The sequence below is a fragment of the Bacteroides timonensis genome, assembly GCF_000513195.1.
In the GTDB taxonomy this organism is placed as follows: domain Bacteria; phylum Bacteroidota; class Bacteroidia; order Bacteroidales; family Bacteroidaceae; genus Bacteroides; species Bacteroides timonensis.
In genome coordinates, this window is record NZ_CBVI010000012.1 from 141,220 (window position 1) to 156,811 (window position 15,592).

Consider the following 15,592-nt stretch of genomic DNA (forward strand, 5'->3'; position numbering starts at 1 on the left):
TACTACTTATGGGCAAAAGGGTTACTACTTCCGGCTGAAGCACTTATTTGCATCACGCTTTTCACTTATAAGAGTAACTTTCAAGGGATATTCTACTCCAGAATAAATGTAAGTATTTCGATATTCCTCAATCAATCTGTCACTTGCTTACTTCCATTCGCATATTTCAGCTTTCACCAGCATCAGGACAGAAACAATGGATTCTCAGCCAACTTAAAATACAATTTGTCAAAATGACAAAGAAGCCACTATAGTCTTGCATCAAGCATTGAGTAAACACACACTCAGTGCATTGAATTCAAGAATTCTATTCCGAACGCTATAGTAGTCATACATGATATTTATATACAAATCATTCTTTGCGCAAGGAGTAATTCTTTTTGATTATCAAGAGATTACAAGATATTAATATTCTGTCAACAAGGAGTTAGGAGTTTGTCAACAAGAAGTTAACTTCCTGTCGACAAACTCCTAACTTCTTGTAAATGGCAGATTGCGTATCTGCTCCGTACCATCTCCGTATCAGTTCGCTTCCTATAAACGCGGAGATGATGCGGACCGGGTACGGCTTTGACAAGGCTATATTAAATTTTCCTTTTTAATACCGAGAATAAAACAGAAATCAGTACTTTTGTGTATTGATGTGCAAAAACAGAAAAATATGAGCAATAAGATTTATCCCATAGGAATACAGAACTTCGAAAGCCTCCGTCGAGACGGTTATTTCTATATTGACAAGACGGCTTTAATTTATCAAATGGCAAAAACCGGACGTTACTACTTCCTGAGTCGCCCGCGCCGCTTTGGCAAGAGTCTGCTCATCTCTACGTTGGAAGCCTATTTTCAAGGGAAAAAGGAATTATTCAGCGGGCTGGCTATGGAAAAGTTAGAAAAAGACTGGATAAAGCATCCGATACTGCATCTCGACCTCAATATCGAGAAGTATGATGTACCGGAGAGTTTGGACAATATACTTGAGAAATCACTGACTGCATGGGAAAAACTCTATGGCACCGAACCGTCCGAACGTTCTTTCTCCCTACGCTTTGCAGGTATCATAGAACGTGCCTATGCACAAACAGGGCAGCGCGTTGTTATCCTGGTAGACGAATACGATAAGCCCATGTTGCAAGCCATTGGTGATGAAGAACTGCAAAAACAATTCAGGAACACCTTGAAGCCATTTTATGGAGCACTCAAAACGATGGATGGTTGCATCAAGTTTGCCTTATTGACAGGAGTGACAAAATTCGGAAAAGTCAGTGTATTCAGTGACCTGAACAACTTGGACGACATATCAATGTGGAATGAATACATTGAAATCTGCGGCATCAGCGAACGGGAGATTCACGATAACCTGGAAGCTGAACTTCATGAATTTGCCGCTGCCCGGGGAGTGACATACGATAAGTTTTGCACCGAACTCAAGGAGAATTATGACGGTTATCATTTTACGCATAATTCCATTGGTATGTACAATCCCTTCAGCCTGCTCAACGCCTTCAAACGCAAAGAATTCGGAAGCTATTGGTTTGAGACGGGAACGCCTACCTACTTAGTGAAGTTACTCAAGAAGCATCATTACGACCTCGAACGAATGGCACACGAAGAAACCGATGCTCAGGTGCTGAACAGCATAGACTCTGAATCGACCAATCCTATTCCGGTGATTTATCAAAGCGGATATCTTACCATCAAAGGATATGACGAGCGCTTTGGTATGTATCGCTTAGGATTCCCCAATCGCGAAGTAGAGGAAGGCTTTATCCGTTTCCTCTTGCCTTTCTATACAAACGTCAACAAAGTAGAAACTCCATTTGCTATTCAGAAATTTGTTCGTGAAGTAGAATCGGGAGATTATAACTCCTTCTTCCGCCGCCTACAAAGTTTCTTTGCAGATACCACTTACGAAGTAATCCGCGAGCAAGAATTACATTATGAAAATGTACTCTTCATTATTTTCAAATTGATAGGTTTCTATACCCAAGTAGAATATAATACAAACGACGGACGCATCGACCTCGTATTGCAGACAGATAAATTCATCTATATCATGGAATTCAAATTAGAAGGCACTGCCGAAGAAGCTTTGCAGCAAATTAATGACAAGCATTATGCGCTTCCTTTCGAGATGGATGAACGGAAACTGTTTAAAATAGGAGTAAACTTCAGTGAGAAAACCCGGAACATTGAAAAATGGGTGGTAGAATAATAAAAAAAGAGGGCATCACTTCACTTTCAAATGTGGTGATGCCCTCTTTTTTTACTCTGTAACAGACCTCAGCACAATCTTACCAGATTTCACCCCTTTAGCCTTAGCCTCAAAAACGATTTCGCCGGGTTGTTCAGCCGTTTGCACAATTGCCGTTAACTGACCGCTGAAGGTGGGCATCTTCGACAAATGGAATAAGTCGAGCGAAGTAGCATCACCATTAGCAGCAGCACGATAACGACCGGCACCTTTCACGGAGAAATTAACAAGTCGGCTGTCAGCAGGGCATAGGTTACCGTCTTTATCAACTACACGAACGGTGATATAAGCCAAGTCTTTACCATCGGCTGTAAGTTGGTTGCGGTCGGCAATCACTTCCAGATGGTGAGGTTTGCCGGCGGTACGGATTACTTTTTCCTCTACGGATTTGCCGGAAGCATCGTATGCGACCACTTTCACTTCACCCGGTTCATAAGGAACATCCATCCACATCAGGCGGTAACGACGCTGCAAAGCAAGAGCATCTTTGCCTTGCAAAGCTTCACTCTCTTCGGCAGTGAGTTTACGCTGTTTGCCAAAACTCTTACCATTAACAAAAAGCTCGGCCGACGGATAACTCGTATAGACAAACACAGGAGTGTTCTCCCCTTCCCTACCCGGCCAAGTCCAGTGAGGAAGGACATGGAGAGTATTAGCTTGCTTGTTCCAAAGGCTGCGATACAGATAGTAACGGTCTTTGGGCAGGCTGGCAAGGTCGATGATGCCAAACAGCGAGCTATGGCTCGGCCATGCATCCGTATCATAAGGTGAGGGTTCACCCAGATAATCAAAGCCTGTCCAGACAAACTGCCCGATAGTCCAGTCATAATCATCGGCAAGGGCAAAGTCCTCATCAGGCACATTAGACCAGGAGCAATGTTCCAGATCATAGCCTGAAGATTGATGATCCTCATACTTTGCATCGCCGCGTTTCTCTACAGGGAATTTATATACACCACGAGAACTGACAGTAGAAGATGTTTCCGAACCAAGCACAATGTTCTGTGGTAGTTGTTCATAAGCTTCCAAATAACGATGTGCGCGATAGTTGAAACCGGGAACATCAATCATGGCGGCAAAGCCGTTCTTCAAGACACAAGTCACCTGGTCCATACCACAAGTTACGGGACGCGTCGGGTCTTCGCGGTGGCAGATATCCTGCAAGAAAGAAGCCACCTTATAACCTTCGGGGCTACATTGGGTAGGAACTTCATTGCCAATGCTCCACATCACAACACAAGGATTATTACGATATTGATGCAACATATTTATCATATCGCGCTCCGCCCACTCATTGAAGTAACGGTGATAGCCGTTTGTACATTTGGCAATGTCCCACTCATCGAAAGGTTCCAGCATCATCATGAATCCCATTTCATCACAAAGTTGCACCAATTCCGGCGCAGGCATATTATGGGAGGTACGGACAGCATCACAGCCCATATCTTTCAGCATAGTAAGCTGGCGGCGTAAAGCGGCAACATTGATAGCCGCGCCCAACGGCCCAAGATCATGATGATTGCACACACCCTGAAATTTACGGTGCTTGCCATTCAGGAAGAAACCCTTATCAGCTATGATTTCTATGCTGCGGATACCAAAACGGGTAGTATATTCATCCGTTTGTTTGCCATCAGCATAGATTTTAGAAACTGCCTTATATAAATAAGGTGTCTCCGGTGACCACAAACAAGGTGCATCAACCAGAAAGTTTTGCTCAAAAGGCTGACCGTGATTAATCTTACGGGTGTTATCCTTAGTTGCTACGACTTTACCATCCGGTGAAATAATCTCCGTAACGATACGGATATCTTTCCCCTCATCATTGGCAATGGTAGTTAACAAACAAACTGAAGCATATTCATCGGAAACATGAGGTGTAGTCAGTTGCGTGCCCCATACGGGAACATGCACTTTCTCGGTAGTCACTACACGCACATTACGATAAAGCCCGGCTCCGGGATACCAACGGGAAGACTGCGGTTTGTTTTCTAAACGAACAGCAAGAGTATTGTTCTTACCGTCTTTATTCAAAAGAGAAGTGACATCGCAATGGAAAGAATTATAACCGAACGGCCAGAAACAGGCTTCCTGCCCATTGACGTAAACACGAGCTTCGCTCATGGCTCCATCAAAAACAAGAGTGGTCTGTTTATCGGCAGTGACATCAAAAGTTGTACGATACCAGCCGATACCCACATAAGGAAGCCCTCCTGTGCGTCCGGTCTTGACAGAGGCTTTCTTCTCAAAGTTCTGTGTCACCGCTACTTCCTGCAAGTCGTTGCTGCGGTCGAAGGGACCGAAGATGGCCCAATCGTGAGGCACGGTTACGGTTTCCCACTTGCGGTCGTCAAACTCCGGTTTCATAGCTTCCGGAACTTCGCCTTTGGTGAATTTCCAGTTCTTCTCAAGAAGAGACTCGCTGCGTTGCGCTTGCAGGGAGGCAGCGAGTAAGGTCATTAAGAATAAAGTCGATAGTTTTTTCATGATGGTATATTATTGATTAAATGCGTCCAGTGCAACAGTCGGTTTACCGCTTTCATCAAAAGCTCCCAACGTATATCCGTTCCAACTGCCATAAGACTGCGGTTCCCAATAGAAGATGCCGAGACACTGTTCGATTGCTTTAGATTTGGCAATCAGCTCGGTCAGGCAAGATTTTGAGATCCCAGGCTCATCCCACGGCATACCGACTTCGGCAATCATAACCTCCTTATTATAGCGGCTCACCATATCCTCCATATTGGCCACACAGGCGGCAACCATCTCTTGCCAGTTATCTGTTCCGGGATAAAGGGACATAGCTATGACATCATAAGGAGTATTATTGGCTTTCAGAATATCGAATATCCAGCGATAGGTACCGTTGTTGTTTCCATCATGCAAATGTACAATAACTTTTGCATTGGGGAATACCTCTTTCACTGCATTCGAACCGGTTGTGATAAAATCTGCAAAGTTCTTCTCATTTTTCGCATAAGTCACGCCCTCCTTCGGAACGTCATAGGTGGCACCACTCACCGTGGCATCCTCATCCCACAACATACCGGGAGTAATCTCATTACCCACCTGCACCCATTCGGGAGTAATACCTTTCTCTTTCAAGGCATTCAGCACATCTTTGGTATGGTCGGCAATTGCTGTCTTCAGTTCATCAAGCGAAAGTCCCACCCAGGCGGCAGGCTTATACTGGCTACCCGGATCTGCCCATACATCACTGTAATGGAAGTCAATCATCACCCGCATACCCAGTTGATGGGCACGCCAGGCTTTCGCCACAACATCACTCTTATTGCACCAACCATCCGAAGGATTCACCCATACACGCAGGCGGATGGAGTTCATGCCCAGGTCACGCAATAAGGTCATACACTCCGTTTCACGTCCGGAAGCGTTGTAGAACTTCTTTCCCGACGCTTCCATCTGCGTCAGCCAACTGACATCGGCGCCTTTGGCAAATCCGGTCATGTCATAAGTCGGTTCTTCGGGAAATGTCGGTTTATCATCATCGCTGCAAGCGGCTGCTCCCCAAAGGAGCAAGCCGGCTAATAATATATTCATTAATTTCATAATCGATATCTTTTATTCAATAGTATAGGTTGCATTAATTAGATCTACAGTCAGAGTGTATGTGCCCGGTGCCAGTGTGGCATCATCCGTGATGCCGTTATTACTCTTATAATAGAGCTTTCCGGCGCTTCCGCCATACACGTAATTCCAGTCTCCGTTAAAAAGATAAATCTTAAATCCCCAGGCAGACGGTTGTGTGATAGTGATACTGCCACTATATACACCACTAGTAGCTGCAGCGGGCAATGGCTCAAAAGTCCAGTCTTCATCTTCCAGTTTGTTGAGACCGGCAACATAGATTTCATTGCCTATAGCCGTCAGCTTATAAGTCAACGCTTTCAATGATACATCAAAGAAGTAAAGACCGCCATCCGGTGCAGGAATATTATTCTCTGCATTAAAAGCTAACGTTCCGGCATTGGCGTCGCCTTCGCCCAATTTATAAACATCACCCCAATTACCTTCTTCTATCGCAATCTGATATCCCCAGGGAGAATTAACAGCCGCCACACCGGCATATCCCAGATTATCCTCATCATAAAGCCGCAGGTAGTTATTGAAGTTCCAGTCGCCTTCTCCTTCACTGATGCCCAGCATATAAAGGGTCTCTCTCACCGGTTCGGGCTCGGCACTGCCACTGGTTACTTCTACCGTCCACTGTTTCGGATTGCTCAAATCAATAACCAAAGTACATTCTCCCGCTGCCGGAACATTTACAGTGATATTACCCGCTTCTCCGCCAAAGATAAGATTTTCTCCGTTTTGCGCAAAACTTACAGGAGTTTCAATTCCTAAGTTGGCATCACTATCCGAACCCTCGGTACCCGTAGAAGAATCGTATAGACGACCGGTTCCGTTTACCTTGAATGTAATATTTCCCGCCTGTGCAGCATTAAATGCATACGTCCATTTCACATTCGGACGATCAAAAGTCATTGTACCTGCCACATCGCCTGTAAGCGTAAGAGACGGTATGTAAAGGGTCGACCAAGCTTTCTTGTTAGTGTTTGCATCCACATAATAACAACCGCCCATTCCGGGGAACCAGAAGTTCCAGGAGGATTCTTCCGAAGACATCAGGAAGGCCGTTCCAGTTACGCCATCATTACCCCAAACCGTTCCATCCCCTTCTTTCATAAAGAAGTTGTACCAGGCAGTGGCTCCCATGAAACCCAGATATTGTCCGTCGGAAGCTGCCGAATAGAGTGTCACACCGGTTTCTGCCTTATCGGCATTAAGAATATACCCCAGACTCATGTCAATCGTATAGGGAGTAACCGCTACTGTAACTACATTAGAGTAAACAGGGGTCATATTCTTTCCCGTCTGCGCAGCAAGCCGGAAATAAACGTTATTCGCCACATCAGGATTGGCACCGATATTCTTGGCCAGAGCATTTAAGGCAGCACCGGGTATAAGCCTTCGAGAGGGAAGTTTCTACATTTTCGCTCACCACACCCGAGAAATCCTGAGTAGTGGAAACCTGCAAGGTCTGGATGGTCACATCAATAGCCGACAAAGCAGGGTCGCTGATCTGCAAGGCATCTTTCGTCCATGCCAAAGACAGGACAATGTCATTACTGTTTGCCTGCGACAAGACGACTGCACTTTCCGTTGCAACCAATTCACCGGATTGAATACTGCTCAGATATATTTTGTCTTCATCCTTTTCGCAAGAGGCAAAACTAAAGACTGCTGCAAGAAGGAGAAGGAGATTCTTCATTGTCTTCATATAGTATAGAATTAATAGTTTTCGTTATAAAGATTCGGGTTAGCCGTCAGTTCTGTGGACGGAATAGGATAAATGTTATATTTGTTGTCTACTGCCTGTCCGTTCATCACACCACCTTTCCACTGCCACAGATAGCTGGAAGTGGTAAACTTGCCGTAACGTATCAGATCCGTGCGGCGAACACACTCCAGATAGAGTTCGCGGGCACGCTCGTCAAGAATAAAGTCGGCGGTCAGCTGTCCGTCGGTAATATTCCCCGAATCGTTGCCAAAGGCACGTCTGCGCAAGTCGTTGACATAGCCTAAAGCCACGGAACGGCTGCTACCTTCTCCACCTCTCACCACAGCCTCAGCCAGCATCAGATAGACATCCGCCAGACGGAAAACCGGGAAATCGGTATTCACACCACCGTCATTTGTATTGGAAGCGGCTTCGCCCGTATCGGTCAGGTTCGTCCATTTCTCCGGAAGATAACCATGGGCTTGGCTTTCCACTACATCTATCGTTTTGGTCTGCCCCTCAGTATAGAACATCCCCCGGCCATCGCCATCACTGAAAAGATCGGGAAGTTCGCCTCGCAGACGGAAATTACCCCAACCGGAAGATACACCGTAATCGGCAGGCACCTGAGTATCGGAAGTATTGTTCACGCCTCCGCAGATGATATAAGTAGTCGCTCCCCACGATACGGTGTGTGTTGCATCCACCGGAAAAGCATAGATGATTTCGTTGGTACGGTTATGGTTGTCGGCATTGAACAGTTTGGCATAATCACCTTCCAACGTATAACCCGCTTTCAGGATTTCGTTGCAGTAGGTGATGCAATCTGTCCAATGGGCAGTACCCGTATAAACTTCCGCATTGAGATATAAGCGTGCCAACAGGGCATAAGCGGCTTGTTTGCAGGCACGGCCGTATTCACTTTCTGTGCGATCCAGCAAGTCTGCATCCACATCTTTCAATTCCGTCTCCAGGTATTCGAACATTTGCGTAGCAGTGTAGCGCGGCGGCAGATAGCCGCCTACAGGATCATTCTCGGTAACGAAAGGTATGTTGCGATAAAGATCGAGTGCATGATAGTATGCCAATGCACGGAGAAAACGGGCTTCGGCGCGATAATGGCAAATTTCCTCCTGCTCACTTTCACTGAATTTTCCTATCTGCCCGTCGGTGGCATTACGCAAAAATTCATCGCAAAGTGCTATGGTATAGTAAATACGATAATACGTATCGGACACCCATGCATCATTGGCATCCCAGCTCAAGTAAGTAAGCCCACTCATTTTGTCACCTCCCAGCCAGGTGTAAACCACCTCATCGGTGCCACACTCCTGCATATTGAAGTAACAGCGCATATAGTCGTGGCCAAAGTTACTGTCAAGGTCTTTATCTCCGCCGCCTTTTTCTTGTCCGGCAATGACGAAAGACACATAAAGTTTTCCTAAGACGGCTTTATAGTTGGCTGCGGACGTATAGACATCAGCCGAAGTAGTTTCCGTATGCGGATACTGGTTGAGGTCGTCCAAACATGAGGTTGTAAATAGTGTACCGGCAAAAAGCAGTACGGTATAGAATATCTTTTTCATACGATATGTCTTGTTTTTAATGGTAAAGATTAGAATTCAAATCCCAGGCTGAGTGAGTAAGTACGCGGACGGGGATAGAAAGAAGAATCCATTCCACTCGGTACCTCCGGATCAACACCCGAATACTTGGTTATGCAAAATACGTTTTGCACCATGACACTGGCATTCAAACTGAGCCAGCGGCATACACGGCCAAAGTTGTAGGATAGTGACAGGTTATCCATTTTCAGGAATGAACCGTTCTCTACATAATAGTCCGACAAGTGCTGACGTCTCTGGAAGTTGGTTTCCAGGTAACTACTATGCACATTATTCAACTGGACGGCATTATAGCTCATCGTCTCCCAGGCACCGGTGTTCATAGCCATACCGTTATATACATAGTTCCCCACGTTGGCACGAAGACTGGTGCTCAGCGTCCACTTTTTATAGTTCAGCGAAGTACTGAAGCCGAAGATAAAGTCGGGTGTAGGTGATTTATAGCGATAGAGGTCACCTGAGTTTATCTCACCATCCCCATTCAGGTCAGCATAAGCTCCCTCGATGGGTTTACCGGTTTCGGCATCATAAAGCTGTTTATAGACGTAGAACATATAAGGTTCATAGCCTTCACTCAACACCTGTACATTTTGTCCGTCAATCGAAGCTCCGGCAGAGATATTGGTAGTCGCTCCCCCTTCTACCAAAGAAAGGTTTTTGACTTTCATCTTTTGCCAAGTCATGTTGAAGCTGACATCCCAGTTCCAGTTCTTGCTTTGGATGGGACTGGCGTTCAGGGAAACTTCAATACCCTGACTATCTACATTGCCCACATTGGTCAGGATATTCTTATCGAAATTAGTACCGGCGGGAGAGGCAACAGTAGCCAGCAAGTCTTTGGTCTGGCGGGTATAGTAATCAAAGCTACCGGTAATACGGTCTTCAAGGAAGCCAAAGTCAAAACCAGCATTCCAGGCGGTAGTAGTCTCCCATTTCAAATTAGAGACATAAGCTTCAGGACGGTAGGTGGTGATATATTGATTGCCGAACTGTGCTTCCGCCCCGCTCTGGCTGGCTGTATAAACGGGCAGATAATTATAGTTGCCAATGCCATCCTGCTGACCGGTGACACCGTAACTGGCACGAAGTTTCAGGTTGCTCAACACTGCATTATCTTTCAAGAAATCTTCTTCACCGACTCTCCAGGCCAGGGCTACAGAGGGAAAAGTACCCCAACGGTTGTCTTTGCTGAAACGGGAGGTACCATCACGACGCATGGTAGCCGTCAGCATATAGCGTGAATTGAAAGTATAGTTCAGACGCGCATAGTAAGAAAGAAGCACATGGCGCTCGTCAGAAGCGGCAGTCGTACTCTGTACCTCACCGAGTGTGCTCAGTTCACTATATTGAGGGGAAGTACTCTTCCAGTGTTGATAATCGTATCCCACAGTGGCATCAATGCTGCTCTTCCAGGAATCGAAGTATTTATTATAATTGAAATAGGTAGTCAGTAGGCGATTGGTGTTCTTTTGCGGACCATATTTATAATCACGTCCATGGGTTGTCTCATACTGGGCTGCCTCAGCCGGAACGTATATCTGCCCTTCCCCCTTGGCATAGTCGTAACCCAAAGTGGCATGGAACTTCAGTTCGGGCAGGAAGTGCATTTTGTAGTCTACATCAAAGTTACCGACCAGGCGGGAGACACGGCTGGTTGATTTATATTGCTTGAGAGCCCCCAGGGGATTGACCGTACCACCTGTGACCAACTGCCCTACATTGTCAGTGGCCTCGGTGTATCCGCCAAACGTATCGTTGCCCGAATAAACCGGGATGGTAGGGTTCCAAGTTGCTGCATTCCAAATGGCATTTGAATTGGCGAAACGGTTGTCGTTGCGCGAACCTTTCACATTGAAGTTCAGTTTCAGATGGTCGTCAAAGAAACTGGGAGATAAGGATACACTGCCTGTGATACGCTCTGCATTGTCCGTCTTTACCAAACCATCCTGGTTATAATAACCCATTGACACACGGATAGGAAAGTTCTTTGCCAAACGGCCGGACAGGCTGAGATTATTGTCCGTACCGAAAGCGTTATGATAGATTTCATCGTTCCAATCCGTGTTGGTATTACCCAACAAGGCTTTCTGTGCATCCGAGCCTTGGGTGCTGACAATATTGATGAACTCTTTGCGTGAGAGCATATCGGTCAGTTTAGTAAGGGTTTGTATGGAGTTAGTGGTCGTAAAGCTTACTTTCATACGGTCGGTGCTTCCTTTCTTGGTAGTAATAATTATAACACCGTTTGATGCACGCGAACCGTAGATGGCGGTGGAAGAAGCATCCTTCAGGATAGTCTTGCTTTCGATATCGCTCGGATTGATTAATGCCAGAAAGTTACCGTCATTACCACTGATACCACCCGTTTCAAGGGGTACGCCATCCAATACGATAAGCGGGTCGTTACTAGCATTCAGCGAAGCGCCTCCACGGATACGGATGGTACTTCCGGCTGTGGGCGAGCCACTATTACTCATAATCTGTACACCCGATACTTTACCGTTAATCAGTTGTTCGGGCGAAGAAATCAGTCCGGAATTGAAATCCTTGCTGCTGACGTTGGAGACAGATCCCGTCAGGTCACTTTTGCGGGTTGTTCCGTAACCGATGACAACCACATCACTCAACATCTGAGAGTCACTTTTCATCTTCACATTTACAGTGTTACCGCTTGGCACAGGTACAGTTACTGTTTCATAGCCTACATAAGATATTTGTAAGGCGGTAGCTCCCGGAGGAACAATGATGTTGAAATTTCCATCAAGGTCGGTGATTACACCCGTACTGGTACCTACTACCAGGATACTGGCGCCGATTAATGGTTCGTTCGTGTCGTCTACAACATGCCCGGTTATTTTCTTTCCCTCTTGTGCGAAGGCCGGGCTGACAGTTCCTAACAATGCGATACACAGCAGGCAAAAGAACGCTGTGACGCGAAAACTTAAGATTTTGTTTCTCATACGTGGTATTTGTTTTAAAGTGTTACATAATCAAATCTAAAGAAATCTTTCATCTGCGGATGAAAAATTGTAGTTATTTTATTCAAGCCAGATACTCCCTATCTCTATTTCCGCAGTCTTTTCAGCAACTCCGTCAAAGGAGAGTTCAAGAGTTTCAATCCCCTCTACCCTGAAAGGTATTTCAGTCTGCGGACGGAAATAATGATCAAGGAAGACCGGATAGGCGTGGGGGAGCAAAGCGGTATTCGTTTGTTTTAAATCCTGCAAGGGTACACGAATGATACCATCAGTCGCAGCGGCACACGAAGCAAGATAGGTATATCCGTCAGAAGTAATGAAGCCGGCTTTTAGTCCTTCGGGAATCTTCTTTGCATGGATGCACAAGGTACGGCAGGAAGCCAGTCGCTCAGGGCGTCCGTCGATATCACCCTTAATGTAGCAACGAAGAACAAAGACGGGTGCCTTATCTTTAGACTCGAAGGTGATGCGCAGGGTAGGCTTCTCTGTCGGTGCATTTTGTATTAACTGGCGGTTCGTACGGCTCCATTCGGGCATAGTATATGTTTCCAATTTACTATCAGCATCCACTATTTCCAGCAGAGACAGTGTTTTTTCAGGAGCGACTATGTTGGTTTCCCACAGGGTAGCCGAAGTATAGTCCCAATCCAGTGGACTCCCGGCTACTCCCGAAGGAAACGTTTGTCGCTTATCGCCTTGACAAACGACGATGTTATACCTAAAACAACCCTCTTTTATCTCTGTAGCAGGTACGGTAGCACGATAAGTGTAACCGCCTGCATGATTCATTTTCAGATAAGGATTCTTTTCATTCCAGAAAGATATCTTATCTGTGTAGATAATAACGGAATCGGGCATTTCATTACCCGCCACAATGGCCTCTATCTGTAAATCTTTACCGGCATCTACTGTCTTGGCAGGAGAATGAGTAACAGTAAAACCTTTATTATCTGAAATGGATGGACGTACATATTCACCAAGAGTAATATTCTGCCAATAAGTATCAGCAGTCCATTTACCGGAAGCAGATATACCTTCACGCTGTAACAGATAAACGCCCGGACTGAGGGTCGAAATCTTACCATTCGCAGCTTGTGTACTGAATGTATTTCCATTATTCAAGCCGTTCACCCGGAATTGCTTACCTAAATCAGGTAAATTCAGAGTCATATCCCATGCACCGGAAACAATGCGCATTACTTCTTTATCCAAAGAAGGCTTTGTAAACGGATCACTAACCTGTACGGCATCGGGCATTACTTCCAAACGCCAAACACCCTCTTCCAAACGATCCAGCCAATAAACTCCTGTACCTTCATAATTCACCACCGGAGATTTGCCACAACCTGCAATTGCGCGAAGCCGAGAAATATCTTTCGGACGGGTTTGAGTTGTATTGGAATAGTAGAATTTCTCTCCGTCATTCAGTTCACTTAAATCCTGCACGTAGCTGACACGGAAATCATTGAATAATGTATCTGCCGGATAACTGCCAAAACTCTCTCCCCTGCCCACTTTCTGTGCCGCTTCTGCGGCAATCATCAATCCGATAGCCTTATTCGGGGTGTATGCTACATTCAGGTAATGAGTCTGGTATTCGGTATTGTATGCTGCCATATCGATAGGATCATAGGCAAACTGAGTAATCCACTGGAAACCGGCTGTGCGGAAAGTGCGTACAGCGGCCGGATACATATAAGAATAAAGAATATCAGCGGGATCAAATTCATAAACCATACGGGCCTTCTTATCGAAACCTTTCAGATTGGAGAAAGGAATATCATAGCGGTCTACGGAAGGCAGGAAGTTCCCCTTGCGGGTATGTCCGGATACAAGTCCAATGGGATACCATTGATAGGTAGTACCTTGTATGGCTGTAGAATAGTAAGCCTCTACCACATGCTGGTTATGGCTGACATTGTAGAATACCGACTTACGGTTACCTGCACGCTTTAGGGCGGACAGCATTTTATTTATGTAATTACGCGTTTCGACTACAGTGCCCGGATGGCAAGGCTCGTTGTTTATTTCAAAGCCTACGATATAAGGATCGTCTTTGTAAGCATAACCTGTATAAGGATTCACGTGGCGTATAAGAGCTGCAATATACTTTTCCTGTGCAGCAATAGCTTCTGCATCGCTATGAATAGCACATTTATCATAATTGTAGGAAAAGCCGCCGATAGGCTGGTTACGCTCGGGATAGCCATTGCCGAAGTTGGTTTGAGCAGTGATAACGATGCGAATGCCACGTTCCTTCAATTTAAAGATAAGATAATCCAGCAATTCCAAATGCTCGTTCTCCAGCAGGTTGCCTTCGCCATCGGAAATCTCAACGTCCCAGATGTGGATGCGATAAGCATTCAGTCCCAGGCGCGCAAAGTGGTAGACATCACGGTCGATAGCAGCTTTGCGGTCAATGCCCAGATAGCCCATTGCACGATAAGCATGGGCAAAAGGCAGGGTATAATTCACACCAAAGAAAGAAGCCTCTTTCCGGGTATCAGACCAACGCATGACGCCGTTGGCATCCACATAAACAGTAGGGATACTTTTTCGTACTTGGGGCTGTGCGTTTTTTTGTACTTTGTTCTGTGCTGGGGCAACTACCGCCAGCAAACAAGTAATCAAAATAAGAATGTGTCTCTGCATGTCATCAAATTCAAGTTGTTTTTTCTTGACGGCAAAAGTAATGGAGGGCAATTATTCATCAAAGCAGATATCGGACATAAAACAACACAAAAAGGACATCACCTGATTATCAACAATATACATATAACATTTATGAACAATCATTGCCGGGCGCCTGAAAGGTGAAGTGAAACTGGACAAGAGTTACACCAGAGGAGCACGCTTCCTGTTTATACTTCCGCTGGACAATGTTCCCGATAGCTAAACAAAACTCACCACTCGTTGTTCTTTTCGAAACGATAACAATCTAATGAAGGAACAATGAAAAAGTTGACGTATTCTTTCTTGCTTCTGATGCTCCTGACATCAGTTCCGGCCCTGGCCGACTATGCGCCTGTCAATGTGCAGACAGCACTGAAAAAGATGTATCCTGCCGCCAAGGATGTTGCTTGGTCACGGGATGAGACTTACTATGTAGCGGACTTTATACAGAATGGTTTCGACACAAAGGTCTGGTTCAACTCCGAAGCACAATGGGAAATGAGACAGATTGACTGGGAAACGATGGATGAAGTGCCCAATGCCGTGTACAATGCTTTTGCAGCAAGCGAATATTCCGATGGAATGGTACAGGGAGTCACCTTAGTTCAGTTTCCCAAACGGGAAGCGATGGTTTCCGTAATTGTGGGAATGGCGAATACCCAGACCAGGTACCAACTACTGTTCACCCTCGACGGTGGATTGAAGGATGAACGTAATGCAACCTATTTCAACAACCTGCTTGGTGCGGAAGTCTTCTTATAAA

The 15,592-nt window shown here is 45.7% G+C and carries 9 protein-coding genes; 2 read left to right on the forward strand and 7 right to left on the reverse strand.

Going from position 1 to position 15,592, the window contains the following annotated elements; all coding sequences use genetic code 11:
- Positions 1-661 precede the first annotated feature (661 nt).
- A complete protein-coding gene (locus BN161_RS04015; RefSeq protein WP_044263322.1) occupies positions 662-2,212 on the forward strand; it encodes an ATP-binding protein in 1,551 nt (516 codons plus the stop codon).
- 51 nt (positions 2,213-2,263) lie between these two features.
- On the opposite strand, the gene BN161_RS04020 is transcribed toward BN161_RS04015, so the two are convergent.
- The 7 genes from BN161_RS04020 to BN161_RS04045 all read right to left on the reverse strand — a co-directional run bounded on the left by BN161_RS04020 (position 2,264) and on the right by BN161_RS04045 (position 14,808).
- Positions 2,264-4,738, reverse strand: a complete 2,475-nt coding sequence (locus BN161_RS04020; protein ID WP_044263323.1) for a glycoside hydrolase family 2 TIM barrel-domain containing protein — start codon at positions 4,736-4,738, stop codon at positions 2,264-2,266.
- Between the two features lie 9 nt (positions 4,739-4,747).
- Positions 4,748-5,821, reverse strand: a complete 1,074-nt coding sequence (locus tag BN161_RS04025; RefSeq protein WP_044263324.1) for a glycoside hydrolase family 53 protein — start codon at positions 5,819-5,821, stop codon at positions 4,748-4,750.
- Between the two features lie 12 nt (positions 5,822-5,833).
- On the reverse strand, positions 5,834-7,183 hold the full coding sequence (locus tag BN161_RS04030; protein ID WP_244436409.1) for a DUF5114 domain-containing protein: 1,350 nt from the start codon (positions 7,181-7,183) through the stop codon (positions 5,834-5,836).
- Position 7,184: 1 nt separating this feature from the next.
- On the reverse strand, positions 7,185-7,553 hold the full coding sequence (locus BN161_RS30350; RefSeq protein ID WP_244436410.1) for a SusE domain-containing protein: 369 nt from the start codon (positions 7,551-7,553) through the stop codon (positions 7,185-7,187).
- A gap of 11 nt (positions 7,554-7,564) precedes the next feature.
- Positions 7,565-9,139, reverse strand: coding sequence for a RagB/SusD family nutrient uptake outer membrane protein (locus tag BN161_RS04035; RefSeq protein ID WP_044263325.1), 1,575 nt, complete (start codon positions 9,137-9,139; stop codon positions 7,565-7,567).
- A gap of 29 nt (positions 9,140-9,168) precedes the next feature.
- On the reverse strand, positions 9,169-12,138 hold the full coding sequence (locus BN161_RS04040; protein ID WP_044263326.1) for a SusC/RagA family TonB-linked outer membrane protein: 2,970 nt from the start codon (positions 12,136-12,138) through the stop codon (positions 9,169-9,171).
- A gap of 78 nt (positions 12,139-12,216) precedes the next feature.
- Positions 12,217-14,808, reverse strand: coding sequence for a glycoside hydrolase 5 family protein (locus tag BN161_RS04045; protein ID WP_044263347.1), 2,592 nt, complete (start codon positions 14,806-14,808; stop codon positions 12,217-12,219).
- 300 nt (positions 14,809-15,108) lie between these two features.
- On the opposite strand from BN161_RS04045, the gene BN161_RS04050 reads away from it, so the two are divergent.
- On the forward strand, positions 15,109-15,591 hold the full coding sequence (locus BN161_RS04050; RefSeq protein WP_044263327.1) for a PepSY-like domain-containing protein: 483 nt from the start codon (positions 15,109-15,111) through the stop codon (positions 15,589-15,591).
- Position 15,592: the final 1 nt, after the last annotated feature.